At 68.1% G+C, this 26,650-nt stretch carries 24 protein-coding genes; 16 read left to right on the top strand and 8 right to left on the bottom strand.

Features of this window, described 5'->3' with window-relative positions:
* Position 1 precedes the first annotated feature (1 nt).
* Genes grxC through KCI33_RS00985 form a run of 4 tightly spaced genes read left to right on the top strand, consistent with a single transcriptional unit; the run spans position 2 to position 1,907 of the window.
* Positions 2 to 262: a glutaredoxin 3 gene (gene grxC, locus KCI33_RS01000; RefSeq protein WP_212522878.1), complete on the top strand. Its 261-nt coding sequence runs from the start codon at positions 2 to 4 to the stop codon at positions 260 to 262.
* Between the two features lie 3 nt (positions 263 to 265).
* Positions 266 to 1,099, top strand: a complete 834-nt coding sequence (locus KCI33_RS00995; protein ID WP_212522877.1) for a carbon-nitrogen hydrolase family protein — start codon at positions 266 to 268, stop codon at positions 1,097 to 1,099.
* Between the two features lie 53 nt (positions 1,100 to 1,152).
* Positions 1,153 to 1,545 carry a MarR family transcriptional regulator gene (locus KCI33_RS00990; protein ID WP_212523080.1) on the top strand — a complete coding sequence of 131 codons (393 nt, stop codon included), beginning with the start codon at positions 1,153 to 1,155 and terminating at the stop codon, positions 1,543 to 1,545.
* A 38-nt stretch (positions 1,546 to 1,583) separates the two neighbouring features.
* Complete coding sequence (locus tag KCI33_RS00985; protein ID WP_212522876.1) at positions 1,584 to 1,907, top strand: multidrug efflux SMR transporter; 324 nt, start codon at positions 1,584 to 1,586, stop codon at positions 1,905 to 1,907.
* 9 nt (positions 1,908 to 1,916) lie between these two features.
* Here the strand turns inward: KCI33_RS00985 and ubiG are convergent, their stop codons facing one another.
* Positions 1,917 to 2,663, bottom strand: coding sequence for a bifunctional 2-polyprenyl-6-hydroxyphenol methylase/3-demethylubiquinol 3-O-methyltransferase UbiG (ubiG, locus tag KCI33_RS00980; RefSeq protein WP_212522875.1), 747 nt, complete (start codon positions 2,661 to 2,663; stop codon positions 1,917 to 1,919).
* 71 nt (positions 2,664 to 2,734) lie between these two features.
* On the opposite strand from ubiG, the gene pip reads away from it, so the two are divergent.
* The 5 genes from pip to infB all read left to right on the top strand — a co-directional run bounded on the left by pip (position 2,735) and on the right by infB (position 9,324).
* Entirely contained in the window at positions 2,735 to 3,724 is a 990-nt protein-coding gene (gene pip / locus KCI33_RS00975) for a prolyl aminopeptidase (protein WP_212522874.1), read from the top strand.
* A gap of 243 nt (positions 3,725 to 3,967) precedes the next feature.
* Entirely contained in the window at positions 3,968 to 4,561 is a 594-nt protein-coding gene (gene rimP / locus KCI33_RS00970) for a ribosome maturation factor RimP (RefSeq protein ID WP_212522873.1), read from the top strand.
* 1 nt (position 4,562) lies between these two features.
* Positions 4,563 to 6,173, top strand: a complete 1,611-nt coding sequence (gene nusA, locus KCI33_RS00965) for a transcription termination factor NusA (RefSeq protein WP_212522872.1) — start codon at positions 4,563 to 4,565, stop codon at positions 6,171 to 6,173.
* A 23-nt stretch (positions 6,174 to 6,196) separates the two neighbouring features.
* The gene (locus tag KCI33_RS00960) at positions 6,197 to 6,829 is read left to right on the top strand and encodes an RNA-binding protein (RefSeq protein ID WP_212522871.1); all 633 of its coding nucleotides are present in this window, start codon (positions 6,197 to 6,199) and stop codon (positions 6,827 to 6,829) included.
* Positions 6,826 to 9,324 (top strand): translation initiation factor IF-2, encoded by a 2,499-nt coding sequence (infB, locus tag KCI33_RS00955; protein ID WP_212522870.1) that lies wholly within the window; start codon positions 6,826 to 6,828, stop codon positions 9,322 to 9,324. The genes KCI33_RS00960 and infB overlap by 4 nt, the downstream gene beginning before the upstream one ends.
* A 368-nt stretch (positions 9,325 to 9,692) precedes the next feature.
* Here infB and KCI33_RS00950 read toward each other — a convergent pair whose 3' ends face one another.
* The 3 genes from KCI33_RS00950 to KCI33_RS00940 are packed head-to-tail and all read right to left on the bottom strand — an operon-like array spanning position 9,693 to position 12,338.
* A complete protein-coding gene (locus tag KCI33_RS00950) occupies positions 9,693 to 10,091 on the bottom strand; it encodes a (deoxy)nucleoside triphosphate pyrophosphohydrolase (RefSeq protein WP_212522869.1) in 399 nt (132 codons plus the stop codon).
* On the bottom strand, positions 10,088 to 11,473 hold the full coding sequence (gene argJ / locus KCI33_RS00945; RefSeq protein ID WP_212522868.1) for a bifunctional glutamate N-acetyltransferase/amino-acid acetyltransferase ArgJ: 1,386 nt from the start codon (positions 11,471 to 11,473) through the stop codon (positions 10,088 to 10,090). Before argJ ends, KCI33_RS00950 begins: the two co-directional genes overlap by 4 nt.
* A 22-nt stretch (positions 11,474 to 11,495) precedes the next feature.
* Positions 11,496 to 12,338: a peptidylprolyl isomerase gene (locus tag KCI33_RS00940; protein ID WP_212522867.1), complete on the bottom strand. Its 843-nt coding sequence runs from the start codon at positions 12,336 to 12,338 to the stop codon at positions 11,496 to 11,498.
* Positions 12,339 to 12,528: 190 nt separating this feature from the next.
* Between KCI33_RS00940 and secA the strand changes: the two genes are divergently transcribed.
* From secA to KCI33_RS00925, 3 genes are all read left to right on the top strand, one after another.
* The gene (gene secA / locus KCI33_RS00935) at positions 12,529 to 15,225 is read left to right on the top strand and encodes a preprotein translocase subunit SecA (protein WP_212522866.1); all 2,697 of its coding nucleotides are present in this window, start codon (positions 12,529 to 12,531) and stop codon (positions 15,223 to 15,225) included.
* A gap of 173 nt (positions 15,226 to 15,398) precedes the next feature.
* The gene (locus KCI33_RS00930) at positions 15,399 to 16,445 is read left to right on the top strand and encodes a translocase (protein WP_212522865.1); all 1,047 of its coding nucleotides are present in this window, start codon (positions 15,399 to 15,401) and stop codon (positions 16,443 to 16,445) included.
* A 19-nt stretch (positions 16,446 to 16,464) separates the two neighbouring features.
* Complete coding sequence (locus KCI33_RS00925; RefSeq protein ID WP_212522864.1) at positions 16,465 to 18,018, top strand: phosphate ABC transporter substrate-binding/OmpA family protein; 1,554 nt, start codon at positions 16,465 to 16,467, stop codon at positions 18,016 to 18,018.
* Here the strand turns inward: KCI33_RS00925 and radC are convergent.
* From radC to dnaK, 3 genes are all read right to left on the bottom strand, one after another.
* Positions 18,015 to 18,776: a DNA repair protein RadC gene (gene radC / locus KCI33_RS00920; RefSeq protein ID WP_212522863.1), complete on the bottom strand. Its 762-nt coding sequence runs from the start codon at positions 18,774 to 18,776 to the stop codon at positions 18,015 to 18,017. The two genes, KCI33_RS00925 and radC, sit on opposite strands and share 4 nt — an antisense overlap.
* 42 nt (positions 18,777 to 18,818) lie before the next feature.
* Entirely contained in the window at positions 18,819 to 19,970 is a 1,152-nt protein-coding gene (gene dnaJ, locus KCI33_RS00915) for a molecular chaperone DnaJ (RefSeq protein WP_212522862.1), read from the bottom strand.
* A gap of 73 nt (positions 19,971 to 20,043) precedes the next feature.
* A complete protein-coding gene (gene dnaK / locus KCI33_RS00910) occupies positions 20,044 to 21,960 on the bottom strand; it encodes a molecular chaperone DnaK (RefSeq protein ID WP_212522861.1) in 1,917 nt (638 codons plus the stop codon).
* 171 nt (positions 21,961 to 22,131) lie between these two features.
* Between dnaK and KCI33_RS00905 the strand changes: the two genes are divergently transcribed.
* On the top strand, positions 22,132 to 22,776 hold the full coding sequence (locus KCI33_RS00905) for an alpha-ketoglutarate-dependent dioxygenase AlkB (RefSeq protein WP_212522860.1): 645 nt from the start codon (positions 22,132 to 22,134) through the stop codon (positions 22,774 to 22,776).
* On the opposite strand, the gene KCI33_RS00900 is transcribed toward KCI33_RS00905, so the two are convergent.
* Complete coding sequence (locus KCI33_RS00900; protein WP_212522859.1) at positions 22,773 to 23,594, bottom strand: ABC transporter permease; 822 nt, start codon at positions 23,592 to 23,594, stop codon at positions 22,773 to 22,775. The two genes, KCI33_RS00905 and KCI33_RS00900, sit on opposite strands and share 4 nt — an antisense overlap.
* Positions 23,595 to 23,729: 135 nt before the next feature.
* On the opposite strand from KCI33_RS00900, the gene cysQ reads away from it, so the two are divergent.
* The 3 genes from cysQ to KCI33_RS00885 are packed head-to-tail and all read left to right on the top strand — an operon-like array spanning position 23,730 to position 26,613.
* Entirely contained in the window at positions 23,730 to 24,527 is a 798-nt protein-coding gene (gene cysQ / locus KCI33_RS00895; protein WP_212522858.1) for a 3'(2'),5'-bisphosphate nucleotidase CysQ, read from the top strand.
* Positions 24,527 to 25,327, top strand: a complete 801-nt coding sequence (locus tag KCI33_RS00890) for a manno-octulosonate cytidylyltransferase (protein ID WP_212522857.1) — start codon at positions 24,527 to 24,529, stop codon at positions 25,325 to 25,327. The genes cysQ and KCI33_RS00890 overlap by 1 nt, the downstream gene beginning before the upstream one ends.
* The gene (locus KCI33_RS00885; RefSeq protein ID WP_212522856.1) at positions 25,324 to 26,613 is read left to right on the top strand and encodes a glycosyltransferase family 2 protein; all 1,290 of its coding nucleotides are present in this window, start codon (positions 25,324 to 25,326) and stop codon (positions 26,611 to 26,613) included. Before KCI33_RS00890 ends, KCI33_RS00885 begins: the two co-directional genes overlap by 4 nt.
* Positions 26,614 to 26,650: the final 37 nt, after the last annotated feature.

Here is a 26,650-nt window from a genome sequence, read left to right as displayed (position 1 = left end):
TATGAAACCCGTTGAACTCTACACCACGCCGACCTGCGGCTTCTGCTTCATGGCCAAGCGCCTGCTGTCCTCGAAAGGGGTCAGCTTCAACGAAATCGACGTCGCGGGCGACCCCGACCGCCGGCAGGAAATGATGGCCCGCGCCAATGGCGGCTATACCGTGCCGCAGATCTTCATCGGCGAGACCCATGTCGGCGGCTGCGACGATCTTTACGCGCTGGAGCGCGCCGGCAAGCTTGACCCGCTGCTGCAGCAGGCCTGAGCCATGCGCGCCGCCCTGCTCCAGATCAATTCCAGCGACGACCCGGGCGAGAACCTCGCCACGGTGCGCGCCGGGATGGCGCAGGCGGCGGGCGAGGGCGCGGGATTCGTCCTGACGCCCGAGGTGACCAACTGTGTCTCGGCCAGCCGGGCGCACCAGCGCGCGGTGCTGCGCCACGAGGGCGACGACCCGGTGCTGGCCGGATTGCGGGACGAGGCGGCGCGGCTGGGTCTGTGGCTGCTGATCGGATCGCTCGCGCTCAAGACCGACGACCCCGACGGGCGGTTCGCCAACCGCTCCTTCGTGATCTCGCCCGAGGGGGCGATCGTCGCGCGCTACGACAAGATCCACATGTTCGACGTGGCGATCTCGGAGACCGAGACCTATCGCGAATCCGACGGCTTCCGTCCCGGCACGCGCGCGGTGGTGGCCGAGACGCCCTTCGCCCGGCTGGGGCTGAGCATCTGCTACGATCTGCGCTTCGCGCATCTCTACCGCGCGCTGGCCAGGGCCGGGGCCGAGGTGCTGACCGTCCCTGCGGCCTTTTCGCCGGTCAGCGGTGCCGCGCATTGGGAGAGCTTGCTGCGCGCCCGCGCGATCGAGACCGGCTGCTATGTGCTGGCCCCTGCGCAATGCGGCACGCACAGGGCCCGCGAGGGCAAACCGCGCCAGACCTGGGGCCATGCGCTGGCCATCGCGCCCTGGGGCGAGGTGCTGGCCCGCGCCGGCGAGGCGCCCTGCACCCTCTATGTCGATCTTGACCGCGCCGAGGTGGACGGGGCACGAAGAAGGATACCCGCCCTGACCCATGACCGCGAGTTCGAGCTGCCGACGTGAGCGAGACACCCGAATCAGAATCCCTGGCCGTTTCGCTGTTCGGCGAGCTGTTCATGGCAGACCAGCTGGCGCGCAGCCGGCTGAGCAAGGCCCTGCCCAAGGGCATGGAGTTGAGCCATTTCACCGTGCTCAACCACCTCGCCCGCGTGGGCGAGGAGCGCAGCCCGGCGCAGCTGGCGCAGGCGTTCCACGTCACCCGCGGGGCGATGACCAACACCCTGAACAAGCTGGAATGGGCGGGCCATGTGCATATCCGCCCCGACTGGGACGACGCGCGGCGCAAGATGGTGTCGATCAGCCCGGCGGGCCGGCAGGCCCGCGACGCCGCCATCGCCGCCGTCTCGCCGATCATCCAGGAAGTCGTGGCCGATATCGGCGCCGACAAGGTGCGCGCCGCCCTGCCGGTGCTGCGCGCCCTCCGCCAGCGCCTGGGCGAGCCGGGCTAGGCCGGCCCCCGCGCAACCATCGAGAGGGGAAACATGTGATGAGCGCAGCATGGCTCAGCCTGATCGCCGCCGGCCTGTTCGAGATCGGCTGGCCCGTGGGCCTGAAGAACGGCTGGTCCGGCGCGGGGGGCAGGCCGCTGTGGCTGCTGTTCGCCGTGTTCTGCATGGCGGCCAGCGGGGCGTTGCTGCTCTATGCACAGCGCAGCATTCCCATCGGGACGGCCTATGCCGTCTGGACGGGCATCGGCGCGGTGGGCACCTTTGCCGTGGGCGTCACCTTCTTCGGCGACAGCGCCTCGGCGCTGCGGCTGGTTTCGGTGCTGCTGATCGCGGTGGGCGTGATGGGGCTGAAATTCGCCTGACGCCGGGGCTCAGCCCGGCTTCACGCTGGCGGTGACGTAATTCACGCTGAGATCGCGGTCCGACAGTTTCCACTGCCACGACACCGGGTTGAAGACGAAGCCCTTGCGGTCCACCGGCCGCAGCCCCGCCTGTTCCAGCAGCGCGAAAAGCTCATCCGGCGTGATGAACTTGTTCCACTCATGCGTGCCCTTGGGCAGCCAGCGCATCACATATTCCGCCCCCACGATGGCCACGGCAAAGCTCTTGGCGTTGCGGTTGATGGTGGAGCAGATGTGCAGCCCGCCCGGCCTGAGGAGTTGCCGGCAGGCGGTGAGATAGGCCAGCGGATCCGAGACATGCTCCACCACCTCCATGTTCAGCACCACGTCGAACTGCTCTCCGGCGGCGGCCAGCGCCTCGGCCGTGGTGTGGCGGTAGTCGATGGCAAGGCCCGACTGCTCGGAATGGACGCGGGCCACGGGGATGTTGCCGCCGGCGGCATCGGCGCCCACCACCTCGGCCCCGAGCCGCGCCATTGGCTCGCTCAGCAGCCCGCCGCCGCAGCCGATGTCCAGCAGGCGCAGCCCCTCGAAGGGCTTCTCCTGCGTCAGGTCGCGGCCGAACTCCGCCGCGATCTGCGCGGCGATATAGTCCAGCCGGCAGGGGTTGAGCATGTGCAGCGGCTTGAACTTGCCGTTCGGGTCCCACCATTCGGCAGCCATGGCCTCGAACTTGGCAACTTCGGATTGGTCGACGGTGGTCTGGGCGGGTTGCATCGCTTGCTCCGTTCGGGTCTTGTGGGGAGGCGCGCTTTCCGGCGCGCGTCTGGGCGTTATATAGGGCGATTATGGACAGGTCCGCAGGCCAAAAACGCGCAACGCATCATCTTTTTCCGCCGATCGACCCGTTCGACCAGCGCATGCTGGACGTGGGCGATGGCCACCAGATCTACGTCGAGCAATCCGGCAGCCCCTCGGGCATCCCGGTGATCGTGCTGCATGGCGGACCGGGCGGCGGCTGCAGTCCGGCGATGCGGCGCTATTTCGACCCGGCGGAGTACCGCATCATCCTGTTCGACCAGCGCGGCTGCGGCCGCTCGCGCCCGCATGCCAGCGTCGAGGCCAACACCACCTGGCATCTGGTCCGCGACATCGAGACCATTCGCCAGACGCTGGGGATCGAACGCTGGGTGATCTTCGGCGGCAGCTGGGGCGCGACGCTGGCGCTGATCTACGCCCAGACCCATCCCGACCGCGCCGCCCATCTGGTGCTGCGCGGCGTGTTCCTGATGACCCGGGCCGAGCTCGACTGGTTCTACGGCGGCGGCGCGGGGCGGTTCTGGCCCGATCTGTGGGCCCGCTTCGCCGAGCTGATCCCGGCGGACGAACGGCACGACATGATCGGCGCCTATCACAAGCGGCTGTTCTCGGGCGACATGATGCTTGAGACGCGCTATGCCCGTGCCTGGGCGGGATGGGAGAACGCGCTGGCCTCGGTTTCCAACGACGGCCCGGTGGGCGAGGCGCCGGCGCAATACGCCCGGGCCTTCGCCCGGCTGGAGAATCATTACTTCAAACACGCCGGCTGGCTGGAGCGCGACGGCCAGATCCTGCAGGATCTGCCGCTGATCCAGCACATCCCGGCCACCATCGTGCAGGGCCGCTACGACATGATCTGCCCGCCCACCTCGGCCTGGGACCTGGCGCAGCGCTGGAGCCGGGCCGATCTGCGGATGGTGCCGCTCGCCGGCCACGCGCTGAGCGAGCCGGGCATCAGCGCCGAACTGGTGCGCGCCACCCGCGGCGTGCAGCGCCAGGCGGTGGCATTGGGGCTGTGACTTCTTCTTCTTGGTCCAAATACTCCCGCCGGAGGCGTCCCGCGCCCTGCGCCGGGCGGTGTGGGTCGGGATCCTGGAAATGAGTATTTTGACCAAGAAGAAGGGGCGGGCGGCGCTTGGCCTTGAACTCTGCGGCGTTGCGGCGTATATGCAGTTTCAACAGCGGCGTGCCGGTCTCCACCCCCGGCGCTCCACCGGGAAACATCAACGGGCCGCGTGCCCGTTTTTTTGTGTTTGGAATTCATGAACGACCTGATCGCCAAAGCCGCCATCGACCGGCGCCTCGCCGAGATCCTCCAGCCCGTCCTAGAGGGCATGGGGTTCGAGCTGGTGCGCATCCGCCTGATGGGTGGCCAGACCAAGACCCTGCAGATCATGGCCGAGCGCCCCGAGGGCGGGATCGAGGTCGATGACTGCGCCGAGATCTCGACCGCGGTTTCCGCCGTGCTGGACGTGGAGGACCCGATCGAGGAGAACTACACGCTGGAGGTCTCCAGCCCCGGGATCGACCGGCCGCTGACCCGGCTGAAGGATTTCGACACCTGGGAGGGTTTCGAGGCCAAGATCGAGACCTCCGAACTGATCGACGGGCGCCGCCGCTTCAAGGGTGCGCTGGCCGGGACCGAGGGCGACGAGGTGCTGATCACCATCCCCGAGGGCACGATCGGGCTGAAATTCGACTGGCTGTCGGAGGCCAAGCTGGTGCTGACCGACGAGCTGATCGCGGAGATGCTGCGCAGCCGCAAGGCCGCGGGCATCGTGGACGAAGACGCGTTCGACGAGATCGAAACAGAAGACAGTGACGCGCCCGAGGGGGCCGCTTCCGAGGAGAACTGAGATGGCAATTACCTCTGCAAACCAGCTGGAGCTGCTGCAAACCGCCGAGGCCGTGGCCCGCGAGAAGATGATCGACCCCGATCTGGTGGTGCAGGCGATGGAGGAAAGCCTCGCCCGGGCCGCGAAGTCGCGCTATGGCTCGGAGATGGACATCCGCGTCCATATCGACCGCAAGACCGGGCGGGCGGCCTTTACCCGCGTGCGCACCGTGGTGGCCGATGACGAACTGGAGAACTACCAGGCCGAGCTGACCGTGGAGCAGGCCAAGCAGTATCTTGACGACCCCAAGGTGGGCGACGAGATCCGCGACGAGGTGCCGCCCGTGGAGATGGGCCGGATCGCCGCGCAGTCGGCCAAGCAGGTGATCCTGCAGAAGGTCCGCGAGGCAGAGCGCGACCGGCAATACGAGGAATTCAAGGACCGCGTCGGCACCATCATCAACGGCGTCGTCAAGCGCGAGGAATACGGCAACGTCATCGTCGACGTGGGCCGCGGCGAGGCGATCCTGCGCCGCAACGAGAAGATCGGCCGCGAAAGCTATCGCCCGAACGACCGCATCCGCTGCTACATCAAGGATGTCCGCCGCGAGGCGCGGGGTCCGCAGATCTTCCTCTCCCGCACGGCGCCGGAATTCATGGCGGAACTCTTCAAGATGGAAGTGCCGGAAATCTACGACGGCATCATCGAGATCAAGGCCGTGGCCCGCGACCCGGGCTCGCGGGCCAAGATCGGGGTCATTTCCTATGACAACTCGATCGACCCGGTGGGTGCCTGCGTCGGCATGCGCGGCAGCCGCGTGCAGGCCGTGGTGAACGAACTGCAGGGCGAGAAGATCGACATCATCCCGTGGAACGAGGATCAGGCGACCTTCCTGGTCAACGCGCTTCAGCCGGCCGAGGTCACCAAGGTGGTGATCGACGAGGAGGCCAACCGCATCGAGGTTGTGGTGCCCGACGAGCAGCTGTCGCTGGCCATCGGCCGGCGCGGCCAGAACGTGCGCCTGGCGAGCCAGCTGACCGGGCTCGACATCGACATCATGACCGAGGCCGAGGAATCGGCGCGTCGCCAGGCCGAGTTCGAGGAGCGCACCAAGCTGTTCATGGATACGCTGGACCTGGACGAGTTCTTCGCCCAGCTGCTGGTCGCCGAGGGCTTCACCTCGCTCGAAGAGGTGGCCTATGTGGACGTGGACGAACTGCTGGTGATCGACGGCGTGGACGAGGACACCGCAAGCGAGCTGCAGGCCCGTGCCCGCGACCATCTCGACGAGATGAACCGCAAGGCGCTGGAACATGCCCGCGAGCTGGGCGTCGAGGACAGCCTGGTTGATTTCGAGGGCCTGACACCCCAGATGATTGAGGCACTGGCCGAGGACGGCGTGAAAACGCTGGAAGACTTCGCCACCTGCGCCGACTGGGAACTGGCCGGCGGCTGGACCACGGTCGATGGCGAGCGCGTCAAGGACGAGGGCGTGCTCGAGAAATTCGATGTCAGCCTTGAAGAGGCGCAGAACCTCGTGATGACTGCCCGAATCCAGCTTGGCTGGGTCGATCCCGAAGAGCTGGAGGCCGGAGAGGCCGAAGAAGGCGATGACGAGGAGGCCGGGGCCTGATCGCAGGCCCCGGGGAGCGCGCATTGGGACGCGGTGGCCGGAAAAAGGAGCGCGACGCGCCCGAGCGTCGCTGCATCGCCACCGGCGAGGTCCGGCCGGCGGCCGGGCTGATCCGCTTCGTCGTGGGGCCGGGGGACGTGATCGTCCCCGACCTCATGGGCAAGCTGCCCGGCCGGGGCATCTGGGTCTCGGCCGAGCGGGCCGCGCTGGAACAGGCGGTGAAGAAGCGCCTGTTCGCCCGTGGCGCGAAACAGGCGGTCGTGCTGCCCGACGACCTGGTCGCCCAGGTCGAGGCCGGGCTGCTGCGGCGGGTGACCGAGGGATTGGCGCTTGCCCGCAAGGCCGGCGACGCGATCGCCGGCTATGAAAAGGTGAAGGGCTGGCTGGACAGCGGTGAGGCAACCGTCCTGATCCAGGCCAGCGACGGATCGGAGCGCGGCAAGAGCAAGTTGCGCCCACCCCCCGGGGAGGGGACATTTATTGGATGCCTGACGTCAGACGAATTGGGTTTGGCATTCGGGCGGGAACATGTGATACATGGCGCGCTTCGCGCTGGCGGACTCACGACGCGTGTTGTAGAGGATGCAGCCAAGCTTTCAGGCGTGCGCGGAAAGGACGGGGGTCAGGCCCCTGCGAAAGGTACGAAGACCATATGAGCGATAATGACGGCAAGAAAACCCTCGGTTTGCGCGGCGGCCCCCGGTCCGGCCAGGTGAAGCAGAGCTTCAGCCACGGGCGGACGAAGAACGTGGTGGTCGAGACCAAGCGCAAACGCGTTGTCGTTCCGAAACCCGGCGCAGGCAAAGGCGCAGGCGGCGCCGCGCATGCCGGCGACCCCTCCAAGCGCCCGGCCGGCATCTCCGATGCCGAGATGGAGCGTCGCCTGAAGGCGTTGCAACTGGCCAAGTCCCGCGAGGTCGAAGAGGCCAAGCAGCGCGCCGATGAGGAAAAGCGCCGCGAGGAAGAGCGCCAGCGCCGCCGCGAGGAGATCGAGGCGAAGGAGCGCGAAGAGCGCGAACGCGAGGAAGCCGCGCGCCGCAAGGCCGAGGAAGACGAGCGCCAGCGCCTCGAGGCCGAAGAGGCCAAGCAGCGCGCCGCCGAGAAACCGGCGCCCCAGCAGCCCGAGGAACCGGCCGCGGCCGCCGCCGCGCCCGAAGCGCCCCGTGGCGGGCCCAAGCCCGCGCCGCGCAAGGAACGCGAGACCCGCGAAGAGCGCCCGGCGCGCGGCAAGGCCCGCGACGACGCCGGCCGCCGCGCGGGCAAGCTGACGCTGAACCAGGCCCTGACGGGCGGTGAAGGCGGGCGCCAGCGCTCGCTCGCCGCGATGAAGCGCAAGCAGGAGCGTGCGCGCCAGAAAGCCATGGGCGGCAGCATGGAGCGCGAAAAGGTCGTGCGCGACGTGCAGGTGCCCGAGACCATCGTGGTCTCGGAACTGGCCAACCGCATGGCCGAGCGCGTGGCCGACGTGGTCAAGGCGCTGATGAAAATGGGCATGATGGTCACGCAGAACCAGCCGATCGACGCCGACACGGCGGAACTGATCGTCGAGGAGTTCGGCCACAAGGTCGTGCGCGTGTCCGCCGCCGACGTCGAGCAGGTCATCGAGACCGCCGAGGACAAGCCCGAGGATCTGGTGGCCCGCCCGCCGGTGATCACCATCATGGGCCACGTCGACCACGGCAAGACCTCGCTGCTGGACGCGATCCGCAACGCCAAGGTCGTCGCGGGCGAGGCCGGTGGCATCACCCAGCATATCGGCGCCTACCAGGTCCAGACCGACAGCGGCACCACGCTGACCTTCCTCGACACGCCGGGCCACGCGGCCTTCACCTCGATGCGCGCCCGCGGCGCGCAGGTGACGGATATCGTGGTTCTGGTGGTGGCGGCCGATGACTCGGTCATGCCGCAGACGATCGAGGCGATCAACCACGCCAAGGCGGCCGGGGTTCCGATGATCGTGGCCATCAACAAGATGGACAAGCCCGCCGCCGACGCCAACAAGGTGCGCGCCGAACTGCTGCAATACGAGGTCGTCGTCGAGGCGATGTCCGGCGAGGTGCAGGATGTCGAGGTGTCGGCCCATACCGGCCAGGGCCTCGACGAACTGCTGGAGGCCATCGCGCTGCAGGCCGAGATCCTGGAGCTGAAGGCCAACCCGAGCCGCGCCGCCCAGGGCGCCGTGATCGAGGCGCAGCTGGATGTCGGCCGCGGTCCCGTGGCCACCGTCCTGGTGCAGAACGGCACGCTGAAGCAGGGCGACATCTTCGTCGTCGGCGAACAGTGGGGCAAGGTGCGCGCGCTGATCGACGACAAGGGCGAGCGCGTGAGTGAGGCCGGCCCCTCGGTTCCGGTCGAGGTTCTGGGCCTGAACGGCACGCCCGAGGCGGGCGACGTTCTGAACGTGGTCGAGACCGAGGCGCAGGCCCGCGAGATCGCGGAATATCGCCACAACGCCGCCAAGGAGAAGCGCGCCGCCGCCGGGGCCGCCACCACGCTAGAACAGCTGATGGCCAAGGCCAAGGAGGACGAGAACGTCGCCGAGCTGCCGGTCCTGGTGAAGGCCGACGTGCAGGGCTCGGCCGAGGCGATCGTCCAGGCGATGGAGAAGATCGGCAACGAAGAGGTCCGCGTGCGCGTGCTGCATGCCGGCGTGGGCGCCATCACCGAGACCGACATCGGCCTGGCCGAGGCCTCGGGGGCGCCGGTCTTCGGCTTCAACGTCCGGGCCAACGCGCCGGCGCGCAACGCCGCCAACCAGAAGGGCGTCGAGATCCGCTATTACAGCGTGATCTACGACCTCGTGGATGACGTGAAAGCCGCCGCAAGTGGCCTGCTGAGCGCCGAGATCCGCGAGAAGTTCATCGGCTATGCCGAGATCAAGGAGGTCTTCAAGGTCTCCGGCGTGGGCAAGGTCGCGGGCTGTCTGGTCACCGAGGGCGTGGCGCGGCGTTCGGCCGGCGTGCGTCTGCTGCGCGACAACGTGGTGGTGCACGAGGGCACGCTGAAGACGCTGAAGCGCTTCAAGGACGAGGTCGCCGAGGTCCAGTCGGGCCAGGAATGCGGCATGGCCTTCGAGAATTACGACGATATCCGCCCCGGCGATGTCATCGAGATCTTCGAGCGCGAGGAGGTCGAGCGCACGCTCGCCTGATCCGCCGCCGGTTCCGGAAAAAGAAAGGGGACGTTGCCTGAACGGCAGCGTCCCCTTTCCTTGTCCGTGAGTGTGAGTGTGAGTGGTTAGGATGCCTGTCCGACAGGCCGGCCGACAAAGAGACGTTCGCCATCGCGAACGACGATCTTGCCGTTCGCCAGGGCGCGCACAAATGCCCCCTGAACGGAAACACAGCTTCCGATTACGATCGTGCGCAACATTTTCAATCCCCGTGCAATGATGCGATTGGTCAGTTCATAAGTCCAATTTTCATAAATTCCACAAAAAACTGTCGCACTATAGTCGTAATTGAGGGATTCACGGGCGTTTTTTGAAACGCGCGCGCGGTTTTTCGCCGAGCGCCGGGCTCAAAGCCAGTCGCGCAGGATCGGAATCAGCGGAATATCCGCCGGCGGCATGGGATAGTCGCGCAGCGCCTCGGGGCGCACCCATTTCAGCGCCTGCCCCTCGCGCGCCTGCACGATTCCCTGCCACTTGCGGCAGGCAAACAGCGGCATCAGCAGGTGGAAGTCGTCGTATGTGTGGCTGGCGAAGGTCAGCGGGGCCAGGCAACTGGCCCAGGTGTCGATCCCCAGCTCCTCGTGCAGCTCGCGGATCAGCGCGTCCTCGGGGGATTCGCCGGCCTCAACCTTGCCGCCGGGAAACTCCCACAGCCCGGCCATGGACTTGCCCTCCGGGCGCTGCGCCAGCAGCACCCGGCCATCTGCATCGATCAGCGCGACCGCCGAAACCAGCACCACCTTCATGAGCGGTAATCGGCGTTGATCTCGATGTAGCGGTTGGTCAGGTCGCAGGTCCAGGCGGTGGCGCGGCCCGCGCCCAGCCCCAGATCGACCGAGATCACCAGTTCGGCCCGCTTCATGTAGGCCGCGCCGGCCTCCTCGGTGTAGCTTTCGGCGACCCAGCCCTTTTCCGCGACAAGGATGTCGCCGAAGCGGATTGCCAGCCGGTCGCGGTCGGCCTTGGCGCCGGATTTGCCCACCGCCATCACCACTCGGCCCCAGTTCGGGTCCTCGCCCGCCACCGCGGTCTTCACCAGAGGCGAGTTGGCGATCGCCATCGCGACCTTGTGCGCGTCGGCGTCCGAATCGGCGCCGGTCACCGCCACCTCCACGAATTTCGTGGCGCCCTCGCCGTCGCGCACCACCTGATGCGCGAGATCCAGCATCACGGTCTTCAGCCCCTCGGCGAAATCCCTGGACGCCTTGGAGCGCAGATCGGTGATCTCGGGCGCCTTGCTGCGGCCGGTCGCGGCCAGCAGCAGCGTGTCCGAGGTCGAGGTGTCGCCGTCCACGGTGATGCAGTTGAAGGTCTCGTCGGTCAGCCGCGACAGGATGCGCTGCAACGGCGCGCGCGCGATCTTCGCGTCGGTGAAGATGTAAACCAGCATCGTCGCCATGTCCGGCGCGATCATGCCCGAGCCCTTGGCGATGCCGGCGATCTGCACGGTCTCGCCGTCGATCTCGACCGTGGCCGAGGCGCCCTTGGGGAAGGTGTCGGTGGTCATGATCGCGCGGGCCGCCTCGGGCATTGCCTCGGACGAAAGCTTTGCCGTCAGGTCGTCCAGCGCGGCGGTGATGCGTTGATGCGGAAGCGGCTCGCCGATCACCCCGGTCGAGGAGGAGAACACCCGCGACTGCGGCACGCCGGTGGCCGCGGCCACGGCGGCGGCGATGGCGGCCACCGCCTCCTGCCCGTTGCTGCCGGTGAAGGCGTTGGCGTTGCCCGAGTTCACGATGATCGCGGCGCCCTCGTCGCTGTCGGCGCCGATCTTGGCTTCGCAATCCAGCACCGGGGCCGAGCGCGTGGCCGAGCGGGTGAAGACCCCCGCCATCCGCGTGCCCGGCGCAAGCCGCGCCAGCATGACGTCGGTCCGGCCCTTGTAGCGCACCCCGGCGGCGATGGCGGCGAATTCGGCGCCATCGATCACCGGCAGGTCCGGGAAGGCGGGCGGCGCCAGCGGCGAGACGGCGGGCGCGGCGGTCACGGGTTCAACCAGCGCCGCCTTGGCCTTTTTCAGCTTCTTGCGCAGCCGGGACAGTTTTTGGCGCAAGGCCTTGATCTCGGCCTTGCGGCCGGTCTTTGCCTTCTTGTCCTCGGTGGCGTCCTTGTCTTTCGTCCCGGCCATTGGCGTGTCTTTCCGTGAGGGATCAGTCTTTCAGCAATTCCATATTACGCAGTTCGGCCGGGTCAATCTTTTCCTCGCTGCGGGTCACGGCGGCGGCGGCGGTGATCTCGTCCAGCGCCTCGGTGATCGCGGCCTGCTGGATCTGGCCGGCGAGTTCGCCGCGGACCTCCTCCAGCGCGGGGGTCGCTTTTTCGCGGGTTTCGTTCAGGGTGATGACATGCCAGCCGAAGCTGGTCTGGACAGGCTCCGACAGCTGGCCAACCTCGAGCGCGGTCACCGCGTCCTCGAAGGGCTTGACCATCATGCCCTTGCTGAACCAGCCCAGCGCGCCGCCGGTGGGACCGGTCGGGCCGGTCGAGTGGGTCTTGGCCATCTCGGCGAAATCGGCGCCGGCAGCGATCTCGGCGCGCACCTCGGCGGCCTTTTCCTGGGTCTCCAGCAGGATGTGCGAGGCGTTATATTCAAGCTCGGGCGCGGCATTGGCGAAACGCTCGTCATAGGCGGCCTTCAGCGCCTCGTCGGTGACGGCGCTCTGCGCCAGCAGGCTCAGGGCCTCGCCGGCCAGGAACGAGCGGCGCTCGTTCTCCATCGCGAGCTGCGCCTCGGTGGAGAGCTTGCCCTCGATGGTCTGGGCGACGGCGGTCTGGCGGATCAGCTGATCGAGCACCGCGTCATAGAGCACCTCGTCGGGGAGCTGCTGGTATTCCTGCGGCAGCTGAGCCGTCATCAGGATCATGTGGCCCAGCGTGATCGTCTCGTCGCCGACAGTCGCGACCACCGTACCGGCGGCGGGTTCGGCCAGCGCGGGCAGCGCCAGGCCAAGGGATACGGCGGCGGCAAGCAGGAAACGGGACGATTTCGGCATTAGGGCAACTCCATTTTCGCCCTTGGGGCGGGCAACGTTGACACTATAGAGGCAGCCCCTTACATCGCTTTCAGGACCGAGAGCGCCGGGCTGCCCCTTGTTTCACTCCCCTTCCTAAGGGCGCGGGCGAGGGCGGACAAGGCATCGTCTCACACGATCCCGTCAACGAGGCTATCCGAGCGGAGAAAACATGCTGGGCTTTGGAACACTCGCCAAAAAGGTTTTTGGCACGCCGAATGATCGCAAGGTCAAAGCCACCCGCCCGCTGATCGAGAAGATAAACGCGCTCGAGCCCGAGTTCGCAGCCCTCAGCGACGAGGGGATCAAGGAAAAGACCCGGGAACTGGCCGAGCGCGCCAAGGCCGGCGAGGACCTGGACGCGCTGCTGCCCGAAGCCTTCGCCAACTGCCGCGAAGGGGCCCGCCGCGCGCTGGGCCTGCGTGCCTTCGACGTGCAGCTGATGGGCGGGATCTTCCTGCATCAGGGAAATATCGCCGAGATGAAGACCGGCGAGGGCAAGACCCTGGTCGCGACCTTCCCGGCCTATCTCAACGCGCTGACCGGCAAGGGCGTGCATGTGGTCACCGTCAACGACTACCTCGCCCGGCGCGACGCTGACTGGATGGGCAAGGTCTACAACCAGCTGGGCATGAGCTGCGGCGTGATCTATTCGCACCAGCCCGAGGAGGAAAAGCGCGCGGCCTACGCCTGCGACGTGACCTACGCCACCAACAACGAGCTGGGCTTCGACTACCTGCGCGACAACATGAAGGCCGAGCTCAAGGACATGATGCAGCGCGTGCATCACTACGCCATCGTCGACGAGGTGGATTCGATCCTGATCGACGAGGCGCGCACGCCGCTGATCATCTCCGGCCCCAGCCAGGACCGCTCGGACCTCTATGTGGCGATCAACCAGATCGTGCCGCTGCTGACCGACGCGCATTACACGATGGACGAAAAGGCCCGCAACGTCACCTTCAGCGACGAGGGCAACGAGTTCATGGAGGAGCAGCTGCAGAGCATGGGGCTGCTGCCCGAGGGCCAGTCGCTCTACGATCCCGAAAGCACGACGATCGTGCACCACGCCACCCAGGCGCTGCGCGCGCACAAGATGTTCCAGAAGGACAAGGATTACATCGTCCGCAACGGCGAGGTGATGCTGATCGACGAGTTCACCGGCCGGATGATGGCCGGCCGGCGCCTGTCGGACGGTCTGCACCAGGCGATCGAGGCGAAGGAGGGCGTCACCATCCAGCCCGAGAACGTGACGCTGGCCTCGGTCACCTACCAGAACTATTTCCGCCTCTACGACAAGCTCGCCGGGATGACCGGCACCGCGCTCACCGAGGCCGAGGAATTCGCCGAGATCTACGGCCTCGGCGTGGTCGAGGTGCCCACCAACCGCCCGATCGCCCGCGAGGACGAGCACGACCAGGTCTACCGCACCGCACGCGAGAAATTCGAGGCGATCATCGAGGCCATCAAGGAGGCGCATGCCAAGGGCCAGCCGGTGCTGGTCGGGACCACCTCGATCGAAAAGTCCGAGATGCTCTCGGAGATGCTGAAAAGTGCCGAGATCCCGCATAACGTGCTGAATGCCCGCCACCACGAGCAGGAAGCCAAGATCGTGGCCGAGGCCGGGCGACTGGGCGCGGTGACCATCGCCACCAACATGGCCGGCCGCGGCACCGACATCCAGCTCGGCGGCAATGTCGAACTGAAGGTGCTGGAGGCGCTGGACGCCGACCCCGGGGCGCACCCCGACGAGATCCGCGCCAAGATCGAGGCCGAGCACGCCGACGAGAAGGCCAAGGTGCTGGAGGCCGGCGGCCTCTTCGTGCTGGCCACCGAACGGCACGAAAGCCGCCGGATCGACAACCAGTTGCGCGGCCGCTCGGGCCGGCAGGGCGACCCGGGGCGTTCGGTCTTCTTCCTCAGCCTCGAGGACGACCTGATGCGGATCTTCGGCTCGGACCGGCTGGACAAGGTGCTGTCGACGCTGGGCATGAAGGAAGGCGAGGCGATCGTGCACCCCTGGGTGAACAAATCGCTGGAGCGCGCGCAGGCCAAGGTCGAGGGGCGCAACTTCGACATCCGAAAGCAGCTGCTGAAATTCGACGACGTGATGAACGACCAGCGCAAGGTGATCTTCGCCCAGCGCCGCGAGATCATGGAGGCCGAGGACCTCAGCGAGATCGTGCAGGACATGCGTCACCAGGTGATCGACGACCTCGTGGACGAATACATCCCCGAGCGCTCCTATCACGACCAGTGGAACACAGAGGGTCTCTATGCCGCGGTGATCGAGCGGCTGAACCTCGACGTTCCGGTGATCGCCTGGGCCGACGAGGAGGGCGTGGACGACAACGACATCCGCGAGCGCCTGTGCAAGGCCTCGGACGAGCAGATGGCCGCCAAGGCGGCGCAGTTCGGCCCCGAGAACATGCGCAACATCGAAAAGCAGGTGCTGTTGCAGACCATCGACACCAAATGGCGCGAGCATCTGCTGACGCTGGAGCACCTGCGCTCGGTCGTGGGCTTCCGCGGCTACGCGCAGCGCGACCCGCTGAACGAGTACAAGACCGAAAGCTTCGCCCTGTTCGAATCGATGCTGAACTCGCTGCGCGAGGACGTCACGCAGAAGCTCGGCCAGGTGCGCCCGCTGACCGAGGAGGAGCAGGCGCAGCTGATGGCCCAGCTGATGCAGCAGCAAAAGGCCCTTCAGGCCGCCGCCGCCGTGCCCGAGGCCGCCGAGACCCCCGAGCCGCTGGCTGCGGGATTCGACGAGAACGACCCCGCCACCTGGGGCAACCCGGGCCGCAACGATCCCTGCCCCTGCGGGTCGGGCAAGAAGTTCAAGCACTGCCACGGCCAGCTGGTCTGACCGGGCCGCGGATTTCGGGCAAAACCTGGGCGGCGCCCCGGCGCGGCGCGCCGCCCTGCCACATTTCCTGGAAACCTGCTGTTTCGGGGGCATGAACAGACCCCCGTTTCGCCATGTCCGCGCCCCTTTCGGCCCATAGCTTTCCTCCCGAGCTACCAGGTAAGGAGGCAGACATGGCGCTCAAGCGCAGGCTTTTGGCGGCCGGGGCGACGCTGGTTGCGGCCGCTGTGATCGGCCAGTTCGTGCACCCCGATGGCGCGTTGTTGGCAATGATGAAACCGCGGCCCGCCGCGCCGCGGCCCGCCGCCGCCAGCACCGCCGTGCTGGAGCCGGTCGCCGTGGTGCCGCTGGCTGCCCAGCCGGACCGGTCGGTGGCCGGGCCGGCGACCGCATCGTCTCTGCCGGCGCTGCCGCGGGACAGGGCCGGCCAGCCCGGCCCGGCGCCGGTCGAGGCGGACCTGCCGCGCCGCGTCGCGGCGCTGGACGAGGGCTACGCCGCGCCCCGGACCGATGCCCAGAAATTCAACCAGTACGGGCTGAGCTGCGAGACCACGCTGCGCGCGGAGCCCGCGCCGGGCGGCATGGTCACGCTGCATCTCGACGCCCCCTGCCAGCCCGGCGCGCGGGTCGCGGTCTACCACGACGCCCTGCGCTTCGCCGCGCGCAGCGATTCGGCGGGCATGCTGAGCGTGGCACTGCCCGCGCTGCGCGAACAGGCGGCCTTCCTGGTGTCGCTGCCCGACGGCAGCACGGCCAGCGCCGTGGCCCGTGTGCCCGAGGCGGCGGACTACGCGCATGCCGCGCTGCAATGGCAGGGCCGGGCCGGGATGGAGATCCATGCCTACGAGGCCGGCGCCACCACCGGCGCGCCCGGCCATGTCTGGGCCGGTGCGCCCTCCACGCCCGAGGCGGGCGCCGGGGGCGCGGGCGGCTTCCTGGTGCGGCTGGGCGATGCCGACCTCGCGCAGCCGATGCTGGCCGAGGTCTACAGCTATCCGCGCGGCACCGGGCCGCATGACGGCGCGGTGCGCCTCAGCATCGAGGCCGAGGTGACGCCCGAGAGCTGCGGCCACGAGGTCGAGGCCGAAACCCTGCGTCCCGGCCCCGAGGGCGGGCTGCGGCCGGCGGCGCTGACGCTCTACATGCCGGGCTGCGAGGCGGTGGGAGAATTTCTGGTGTTGAAAAACCTGCTGCCAGACATGAAACTCGCGCGCAATTGACGCGAGGCAGCCAGAACAGATGATCCGGACGCTATTGGGCGCGGCGGTTTTCGCCGCGCTTTTCCTCTTGGCCCCCGCGGCCGCGACGGCGCAGGACGTGACGCTGAGTTCGCGCGACGGCGGGGTCGAGATCAGCGGCACGCTGCTGTCCTTCGACGGAGAGTTCTACCGGGTCGATACCGTCTATGGCGTGCTGACGCTGGACAGCCAGGCGGTGCTCTGCGACGGGCCCGGCTGCCCGGATCTGGAGGCCTTTGTCGCCACCTTCACCCTGTCGGGCGCGCGCAGCATGGGCGCGGTGCTGATGCCCGCGCTGCTGGAGGCCTTCGCCGCTCGGCGCGGGCTGACCTCTCGCCGGCTGGTGCAGGACGACGAAAATTTCACCTATGTGCTCAGCCAGCCCGAAACCGGCCGTGACGCGGCGCGCGTCGCCTTTCGCCTCAGCACCAGCGCCGAGGGCTTTGCTGATCTTCTGGCCGGCGAGGCGGACATGGCGATGGCCATGCGCGAGGTGCGGCCGGACGAGGCCGCGCGTGGGCGCGAGGCGGGGCTGGGCGACCTGACCGACCCGGCGCGCAGCCGCATCGTGGCGCTCGATGCGCTGGTGCCCGTGGTGTCGCCCCGCAACCCGCTGCGCGAGATCACGGTGGGCGCGCTGGTCGCGCTGCTGTCGGGGCAGGAGGCCCGGTGGCCGGGCCGCGCGGAGCCGGTCGTGCTGCATGGGCCCGCGCGCGGATCGGGGCTGGAGGAGCTGGTCGCCGACCGCCTGCTCGCGCCCGCCGGGGTGCGTCTGGGCGCGGGCCTGCGCCGCCATGACGACGATGCCGCTCTGGCCGACGCGGTGGCGCGCGATCCGCTGGGGCTGGCGGTGACGCGCCTGTCGGAGACCGGCAACGCGCGGGTGCTGCGGATCGCCGGCGCCTGCGGCATGAGCCCGCAACCGACCCGCCGCAGCCTAAAGGCCGAGGATTATCCCTTTGCCGCGCCGCTGTTCCTTTACACGCCCGCGCGCCGCCTGCCGCTGCTGGCGCGCGAGTTTCTCGATTTCCTGCCCAGCCCCGCCGCGCAGATCGTCGTGCGCCGGGCCGGGTTCACCGACCAGGCGCGCGAGGAAATCCCGCTGGCCGAGCAGGGCGAGCGGCTGGCCAACGCCATCGCCCAGGCCGGGCCCGAGGTGGGCCTCGGCGAATTGCAGCGCATGCTGGGTGCGCTGAAGGGCGCCGCGCGGCTGACCACCAGCTTCCGGTTCCGGGGCGGCTCGGCCACGCTGGACGCGCAGTCGGCGGGCAACGTCGCCGATCTGGCCCGCGCGCTTGAGGGCGGAGCCTTCGACGGGCGCGAGTTGATCTTCGTCGGCTTCTCCGACGGCGAGGGCGGGGCGGAGGCCAACCGCCGCATCGCCCTGCGCCGCGCGCAAGGCGTGCGCGACGCGGTGCGCGCGGCCGCCGCGCTGGCCGATCCCGAACGGCTGCGCCTGACGGTCGAAGGCTTTGGCGAGGCGCTGCCCATGGCCTGCGACGACAGCGAATGGGGCCGCGGCGTCAATCGCCGGGTCGAGGTCTGGCTGCGCTAGAGATAGCCCTCGGCGCGGAAGCTCAGCTCGCGCGATTTGCCGATGATCAGGTGGTCATGCACGCTCAGCCCCAGCGCCTGCGCGGCGGCCTCGATCTGCGCGGTCATGGCGATATCGGCCTCCGAGGGCGTCGGGTCGCCCGAGGGGTGGTTGTGCACCAGGATCAGCGCGCTGGCGTTCAACTCCAGCGCCCGCTTGACCACCTCGCGCGGGTAGACGGGGACGTGATCGACGGTGCCGCGGGCCTGTTCCTCGTCGGCGATCAGCACGTTCTTTCGGTCGAGAAATAGGATGCGGAACTGCTCGGTCTCGCGGTGGGCCATGGTGGTGTGGCAATAGTCCAGCACCGCGTCCCAGCTTGAGATCACATGCCGTTCCATCACCCGCGCGCGTGCCAGCCGGTGCGCCGCGGCCTCGACGATCTTCAGTTCCTGCAGCACCGCCTCGCCCACGCCCTTGACCTCGCGCAGGCGGGCGGGCGGGGCGGAGAGGACGCCGTTGAAATCGCCGAAACGCTCCAGCAAGGCGCGGGCCAGGGGTTTCACGTCGGCGCGCGGGATGGCGCGGAACAACACGAGTTCCAGCATCTCGTAATCGGGCATCGCCGCCGCGCCGCCCTGCATGAAGCGTTCGCGCAGCCGCTTGCGGTGATCCTTGATATAGGAGGGCAGACGCCCGCCCTGGGGCAGGGTCGGGGCCGTCGCATCCGCCTCGAACAGCGGCAGGGGGGCCTCGGAAAAGGAAAAGGGCCGGCGCATGCGCCGACCCTTTCAGAAGGTGCTGAACGTTTGGTTAACGGTTCAGCTTTTCATCCCGTCCCAGAACCCCTTCACCTTGTCGAAGAAGCCGGAGGTCTCGGGGTTGTTGTCCTCGCTGAGCTTGTCGAACTCGCGCAGCAGCTCTTTCTGCCTGGCGGTCAGGTTCACCGGGGTTTCCACCGCCAGTTCGATGAACATGTCGCCCGGCAGCGCGCCGCGCAGCGACGGCATGCCCTTGCCGCGCAGGCGCATCTGCTTGCCCGACTGGCTGCCCGCGGGGATCTTCACGCGGCTTCGGCCGCCGTCGATGGTCGGCACCTCGACCTCGCCGCCCAGCGCCGCCGTCGGCATCGACACCGGCACCCGGCAATAGAGGTTCTGGCCGTCGCGTTCGAAGATCGGGTGATCCTTCACCTCGATGAAGATGTAGAGATCGCCTGACGGCCCGCCGCGCAGCCCGGCCTCGCCCTCGCCGGCCAGCCGGATACGGGTGCCGGTCTCCACCCCCGCGGGGATGTTGACGCTGAGCGAGCGCTCCTTCTCGACCCGCCCCGCGCCGCCGCAGGCCTTGCACGGGTTCTTGATGATCTGGCCGAGCCCGCCGCAGGTGGGGCAGGTGCGTTCGACCGTGAAGAAGCCCTGCTGCGCGCGCACCTTGCCCATGCCCGAGCAGGTCGGGCAGGCGCTGGGCTCGGCGCCGCTTTCGGCGCCGGTGCCGTGGCAGACATCGCAGGAGACCGAGGCCGGAACCGTGATGGTCTTCTGCATGCCGGCATAGGCTTCTTCGAGCTTGATGCGCAGGTTGTAGCGCAGGTCGGAGCCGCGGGCGGCCCGCTGCCGGCCGCCGCCGCCACCGCCGCGCCCGCCCATGAAGTCGCCGAACAGGTCGTCGAACACGTCCGAAAAGGCCGAGGCGAAATCGCCCTGGCCGTAGCCGCCGCCGGGGCGCGGGCCGCCACCCATGCCGCCCTCGAAGGCGGCGTGGCCGTAGCGGTCGTAGGCCGCCTTTTTCTCGGGGTCCTTCAGCGCGTCATAGGCTTCGTTCACTTCCTTGAACTGGGCCTCGGCGTCGGGTTTGTCGGAGTTGCGGTCGGGATGGAGCTCTTTCGCCTTGCGGCGATAGGCTTTCTTGATCTCTTCGGCCGACGCGCCGCGCTCAACGCCCAGAACCTCGTAATAGTCGCGTTTTGGCATCAGCTATCCCCCTTTAGGGAACGCGAGGGCCGGCCCGGTGTGCCCCGGGCCGGCCGCAAGGGTTCCGCCGCGCTCAGGCGCGCTTGTCGTCGTCCAGGTCCTCGAAGTCGGCATCCACGATGTCGTCATCGACACCGCGCGGCTCGTCGTCGCCCTCGGGCGCAGCCTCGCCGGCCTTCTCCTGCTCGGCCTTGTAGATGGCCTCGCCCAGCTTCATCGCGGCCTCGGTGACGTTCTGGATGCCCGACTTGATCTTGCCGGCATCGTCGCCCTCCAGCTGCTCTTTCAGCGCGCCGATGGCCAGTTCGATCGCCTCGATGGTGGTCGGATCGACCTTGTCGCCATGCTCTTCCATCGACTTTTCAGTCGAATGGATGAGGCTTTCGGCCTGGTTCCGGGCCTCGACCAGCTCCTTGCGGGCCTTGTCGGCCTCGGCGTTGGCCTCGGCGTCCTTGACCATCTGCTCGATCTCGTCATCCGACAGGCCGCCGGAGGCCTGGATGGTGATCTTGTGCTCCTTGCCGGTGCCCTTGTCCTTGGCCGAGACCGACACGATGCCGTTGGCGTCGATGTCGAAGGTCACCTCGATCTGCGGCATGCCGCGCGGCGCGGGGGGGATATCCTCGAGGTTGAACTGGCCCAGCAGCTTGTTGTCCGCGGCCATTTCGCGCTCGCCCTGGAACACGCGGATCGTCACCGCGTTCTGGTTGTCCTCGGCGGTCGAGAAGATCTGGCTCTTCTTGGTCGGGATCGTGGTGTTGCGGTCGATCAGGCGGGTGAAGACGCCGCCCAGGGTCTCGATGCCCAGGCTCAGCGGGGTCACGTCGAGCAGCACGACGTCCTTGACGTCTCCCTGCAGCACGCCGGCCTGGATGGCGGCGCCCATGGCGACCACCTCATCGGGGTTCACGCCCTTGTGCGGCTCCTTGCCGAAGAACTTGGTGACCTCTTCCACGACCTTGGGCATGCGGGTCATGCCGCCGACCAGCACCACCTCGTCGATGTCGCTGGTGGACAGGCCCGCATCCTTCAGCGCGGCCTGGCAGGGCTTGATCGACGCCTTGATCAGGTCGCCGACCAGGCTTTCCAGCTTGGCGCGGGTCAGCTTCATCACCAGGTGGAGCGGCGTGCCGCTGCCCGGGTCCATGGCGATGAAGGGCTGGTTGATCTCGGTCTGCTGGCTCGAGCTGAGCTCGATCTTGGCCTTCTCGGCGGCCTCTTTCAGGCGCTGCAGGGCCATCTTGTCCTTGGTCAGGTCGACGCCGTTCTCTTTCTTGAACTCGTCGGCGAGGTAGCGGACGATCCGCATGTCGAAGTCTTCGCCGCCGAGGAAGGTGTCGCCGTTGGTCGACTTCACCTCGAACAGGCCGTCGTCGATCTCCAGGATGGTGATGTCGAAGGTGCCGCCGCCGAGGTCATAGACCGCGATGGTGCGGGTTTCCTTCTTGTCCAGGCCATAGGCCAGCGCGGCCGCGGTCGGCTCGTTGATGATGCGCAGCACTTCGAGGCCGGCGATCTTGCCGGCGTCCTTGGTGGCCTGGCGCTGGGCGTCGTTGAAATAGGCCGGAACGGTGATCACGGCCTGGGTAACTTCCTCGCCCAGGTAGCTTTCGGCGGTTTCCTTCATCTTCTGAAGGGTGAAGGCCGAGATCTGCGCGGGGCTGTATTTCTCGCCCTTGACCTCGACCCAGGCGTCGCCGTTGCCGCCATCGACGATCTTGTAGGAGACGTGCTCCTTGTCCTTGGTCACGGCCGGGTCATCGGCGCGGCGGCCGATCAGGCGCTTGACGGCGAAAATGGTGTTCTCTGCGTTGGTGACTGCCTGGCGTTTCGCCGGCTGGCCGACCAGTTTCTCGTCGTCGGTGAAGGCGACGATCGAGGGCGTGGTGCGTGCGCCTTCAGCGTTTTCGATAACCCGGGGTTGCGCGCCGTCCATGATGGCAACGCAGGAGTTGGTCGTCCCGAGGTCGATCCCGATGACTTTGGCCATATTACTCTACCTCTTCTTTCGGCGATGTTTTGGAGAACGGACCCTGAAAAGGCTTCCGCTCTCCGATCCCAAAACCGGCCGGGTTTGTTCCCGACCGGGCTCTCGGGCGTATATAGGAGGGGGGGTAGGGGCCTGCAAGCCGGGCCAATGACGGAAATGTGAGGGCGCGGCATGAAAGACCCAGTGGCACAGGAGACGGCGCCGGAGCGGCCCCGGCCCGCCCTCGTGCTGCGCGGGGTCGAGGTCTTCGACGGGCTGGTGGCGCCCGCCGAACAGGCCGCGCTGGTCGAGGATCTGCGCGCGCTGATCGGGGCCGCGCCGTTGTTCTCGCCGATGACGCCCGACGGCAGGCCGATGCGGGTGCGGATGACCTCGGCCGGGCGCTATGGCTGGTATTCCGACCGCCGCGGTTACCGCTACGCGCCGAAACACCCCTCGGGCGGCGACTGGCCGCCGATCCCGGCACGGGTGCTGGCGGTCTGGCGCCAGGTGACGGGGCTGGCGCGCGATCCCGACTGCTGCCTTGTCAACTTCTACGGCGAGGGCGCGAAGATGGGGATGCACCAGGACCGCGACGAGGCGGATTTCAGCTATCCGGTGGTCTCGATCTCGCTGGGCGACGACGCGCTCTTTCGCATCGGCAACCCGACCCGCGGCGGCGCGACCGAAAGCGTCTGGCTGCGCTCAGGCGACGTTCTGGTGATGGGGGGCGCCGCGCGGCTGGTCTATCACGGGGTCGACCGGATCCGGCCCGGCATCTCCGCCCTGCTGGCGCGCGGCGGGCGGATCAACCTGACGCTCAGGGTGGTCGACTAGCGCTTGGCCTGCCAGCTGAGCGAGGCATGCCTGCGGGTGTAGAACTCGCCCATCAGCCCGATCATCAGCAGTGCCAGCGACAGGTAGAGCGGGTAGCCGACCGATGTGAAATGCGGGTTGTAGTTGATGAAGGTATAGCCGCGCGCCTGGTCGATGGCGTGGAACAGCGGGTTCCACGAGAACATCGCCAGCATGGTCGACGGCAGCGTGTTGGCCAGGAACATCTTGCCCGAGGCGATCATGTTGGCGCGCGAATAGATCGTCGAGGCGATGCCGACGAAGCCCGGGAACCACGGCTTCACCGCCAGGAACACCAGCCCGATCGTCACCCCCGAGAACCACGCCAGCAGCAGCATCCCCATCGCCCCCACCGGATCGTGGATGTGAATGGGCGTGACGGCGGCGTGATAGATGAACATCACGAAAACCATCGACAGGATCTGGATGTAGAGCGAGCCCAGCGCCGCCGAGGTGATGGCGATGATCGTGTTCATCGGCGCGTGCTGCATCATCGGCGAGGCCGGTCCCTCGGACCCCACCACCGCGCCCAGCGCCTTGGTATGGGTCAGGAACAGGAAGATCCCCGACATGATGTAAAGCATGAAATCGCCGCGCACCGCGTTGTTGCGCATCCCCAGCACCGAGAACATGACGAAGAAGGCCAGCACGAAGATCACGGTCTGCATCATGTTCAGCAGCAGCCCGATCAGGGCGTTGCCGTGGGTCTTGCGGATGTTGCGGACGGTAGCGTGATAGATGAGCGTCAATAGCTCAAACGCCCCGCCGACATGGGTCCTGGGTCTGCTGGGTTCAAACATGCTCGACCACCGCTCTCCCGCGCCGGCCGCGCGGGTTGCTGTTCTTGTGCTGCGCGATCATAAGGGAGTTGCGGAATTCTGACAATGTGCCGGGAGTTTTCGGCCGGGACATGTTTGCACATGAGGAGACAGGAATTGGACCATCAGGAACTCGCGCGGGTCTTCCGCCGGACCGCCCTGGAAGCGGGCGCGAAGATCATGGAGATCTACGAGGCCGATGATTTCGAGGTGCGCTCGAAATCCGACGAAAGCCCGGTGACCGCCGCCGACGAAGCCGCCGATGCCCTGATCTCGGCGGCGCTGAGGGAGGCCTTCCCGGACATCCTGCTGGTGACCGAGGAACAGGCCGCCAGCCACGCCGAGAGCGCCGAGAACTTCCTGATCGTCGATCCGCTGGACGGCACCAAGGAATTCGTCAAGCGGCGGGGCGAGTTCACGGTGAACATCGCCTATGTGGAAAACGGGGTGCCGGTGCGCGGCGTGGTCTATGCGCCGGCGAAGAACCGTCTGTTCTACACCCAGGCCGACGGCAAGGCGGTCGAGGAAAGCGGCGCGCTGGATCTCGACACCGTGGGCGAGGTCAGGCCGATCCATGTCTCCGCTCCCGATAACGGCGGGCTGGTGGTCGTGGCCTCCAAGTCGCACCGCGACCAGGCCACCGACGACTACATTGCCAAATACAACACCAAGGACATGACCAGCGCCGGCTCGTCGCTGAAATTCTGCCTGGTGGCCACGGGCGAGGCCGATCTCTACCCGCGGCTCGGCCCCACGATGGAGTGGGACACCGCCGCCGGCCACGCCGTGCTGCTGGGCGCGGGCGGCCGGGTGATCCGCTTCGACGATCACAGCGAGCTGACCTATGGCAAACCGGATTACAGGAACCCCTTCTTCATCGCCTACGCTCCCGGCGTCGATCTGAAGGAGGCGTGATGGCCGCGCTGATCGTCATTCCGGCCCGCTATGCCTCGACCCGTTATCCGGGCAAGCCGCTGGTGGGGCTGAAAGGGGCGGGCGGGCAGGTGAAAAGCCTGATCCGGCGCTCCTGGGAGGCGGCGATAGCGGTCTCCGGCGGCCACCGCGTCGTGGTGGCCACCGACGACGACCGCATCGCCGATGCCGCGCAGGCGTTCGGCGCCGAGGTGGTGATGACCTCGGAAAGCTGCGCCAACGGGACCGAACGCTGCGCCGAGGCCTTCGATCGCCTGGGCGGGGGCTACGACATCGTGGTCAACCTGCAGGGCGACGCGCCGTTGACGCCCGCGTGGTTCGTCGAGGAACTGATCGCCGGGCTGGAGGCCGATCCGGTGGCCGAGGTCGCGACGCCCGTGCTGCGCTGCGACGGCGCCGCGCTGAACGCGCTGTTGGGCGACCGCCGCGCGGGCCGCGTGGGCGGCACCACCGCCGTCTTCGGCTGGGACCGCAAGGCGCTCTATTTCTCGAAAGAGGTGATCCCCTACACCGGCAGGACCTACGCCGACGGGGACGCGACGCCGGTCTTCCACCATGTCGGCTGCTATGCCTACCGGCCCTCGGCGCTGGCCGCCTATCCGCGCTGGCAGGCGGGGCCGCTGGAACGCCTCGAAGGGCTGGAGCAGCTGCGCTTCCTGGAGCGCGAGCATCCCGTCCTCTGCGTCGAGGTCGAGGCGCGCGGCCGCCAGTTCTGGGAGTTGAACAACCCCGAGGACCAGCCGCGCATCGAGGCGATGCTGGCGCAGATGGGGGTGGAATGAGCCTCGCGCCGCGGGTCAGCGTCGTGGTGGTCAGCCACGACCGGCCCGCGGCGCTGCGGCTCTGCCTGACCGGGCTGCGCTATCTCGACCATCCCGAATTCGAGGTCATCGTCGCCGCCGACCGGACGGGGCTGGAGGCCGTGGCCGCGATCGGGCTGGCGCAAGTGGTGAAATCCGTCCATGTGCCCGCCAGGGGCATCTCGGCCGCGCGCAACGCGGGGCTGGCGCAGGCGGCGGGCGAGGTCGTGGCGTTCATCGACGACGATGCCGTGCCCGAACCGAGCTGGCTGCGCCACCTTGCCGCCCCCTTCTCCGACCCGCAGGTCGCGGCGGCGGGCGGCTATGTGCGCGGGCGTAACGGGATCTCCTTCCAGTGGCGGGGCCGAACGGTGGACCCGACGGGCCGCCACAGCCCGGTGGCGCTGACGGGCGAGGCGCCCGCGCTGCTGGCGGGCACGCCCGAGCGGGCGATCAAGACCGAGGGCACGAACATGGCCTTCCGCCGCGATCTGCTGGCCGGCATGGGCGGCTTCGACCCCGGTTATACCTATTTCCTTGATGAGACCGACCTGAACATGCGGCTGGCGCGGCGCGGCGCGGTCACCGCGCTGGTGCCGCTGGCGCAGGTGCATCACGGCTTCGCCGCCAGCGCCTGGCGGAATTCGGCGCGCGCGCCGCGGACGCTTTATGACATCGGCGCCAGCACCGCCCGTTTCCTGCGGAAATTCGCGCCCGAAGGGACGCGGGAGGCGGCCGCGGCCGGGCTGCGCGCCGAGCAGCGCCGCCGCGCCCTGCAGCACATGCTGCGCGGCACGCTGGAGCCGCGCGACGTGGCGCGCCTGATGGCGAGCCTTGAGCGCGGCCTGGCCGAGGGCGCCACGCGCCCCCTGCCGGAACTGCCGCCGCTGCCCGGCCCGGCGAGCCCCTTCCGCCCCTTTCCTGCCCATCCGGCCGCGCCGCACGCGGTTCTGGCCGGGCGTCCCTGGCAGGCGCGCGCGCTGCGCCGGCGCGCCGCCGAGATGGCCGCGGACGGCCAGCGCGTGACGCTGTTCCTGTTCGGCCCCACGGCGCTGTATCACCGCATGCGGTTCACCCCCGGCGGCTGGTGGGAGCAGCGCGGCGGCCTGTTCGGCCGCTCGCTGCGCGATGGCCCGTTGATCGCGCCGCAGCGTTTCTCCTCCCGGTTGCGGGCGGAGTGCCACCGCCTCCGCGCGGTGCGGCCCGTATGCAACGAGAGGGAGGCGCCCGACGCGCCGCAGTTGCATGACACCCGGGATTCCCTCTAGAAGAAAGAACATTTCGGAAATGGGTGCCGATCGAGGT

It is taken from the genome of Actibacterium sp. MT2.3-13A, from assembly GCF_018139985.1.
GTDB lineage: Bacteria > Pseudomonadota > Alphaproteobacteria > Rhodobacterales > Rhodobacteraceae > JAGSOU01.
The sequence above is the reverse complement of the archived record's forward strand: the minus strand, read 5'-3'. Positions and strand labels throughout refer to the sequence as shown.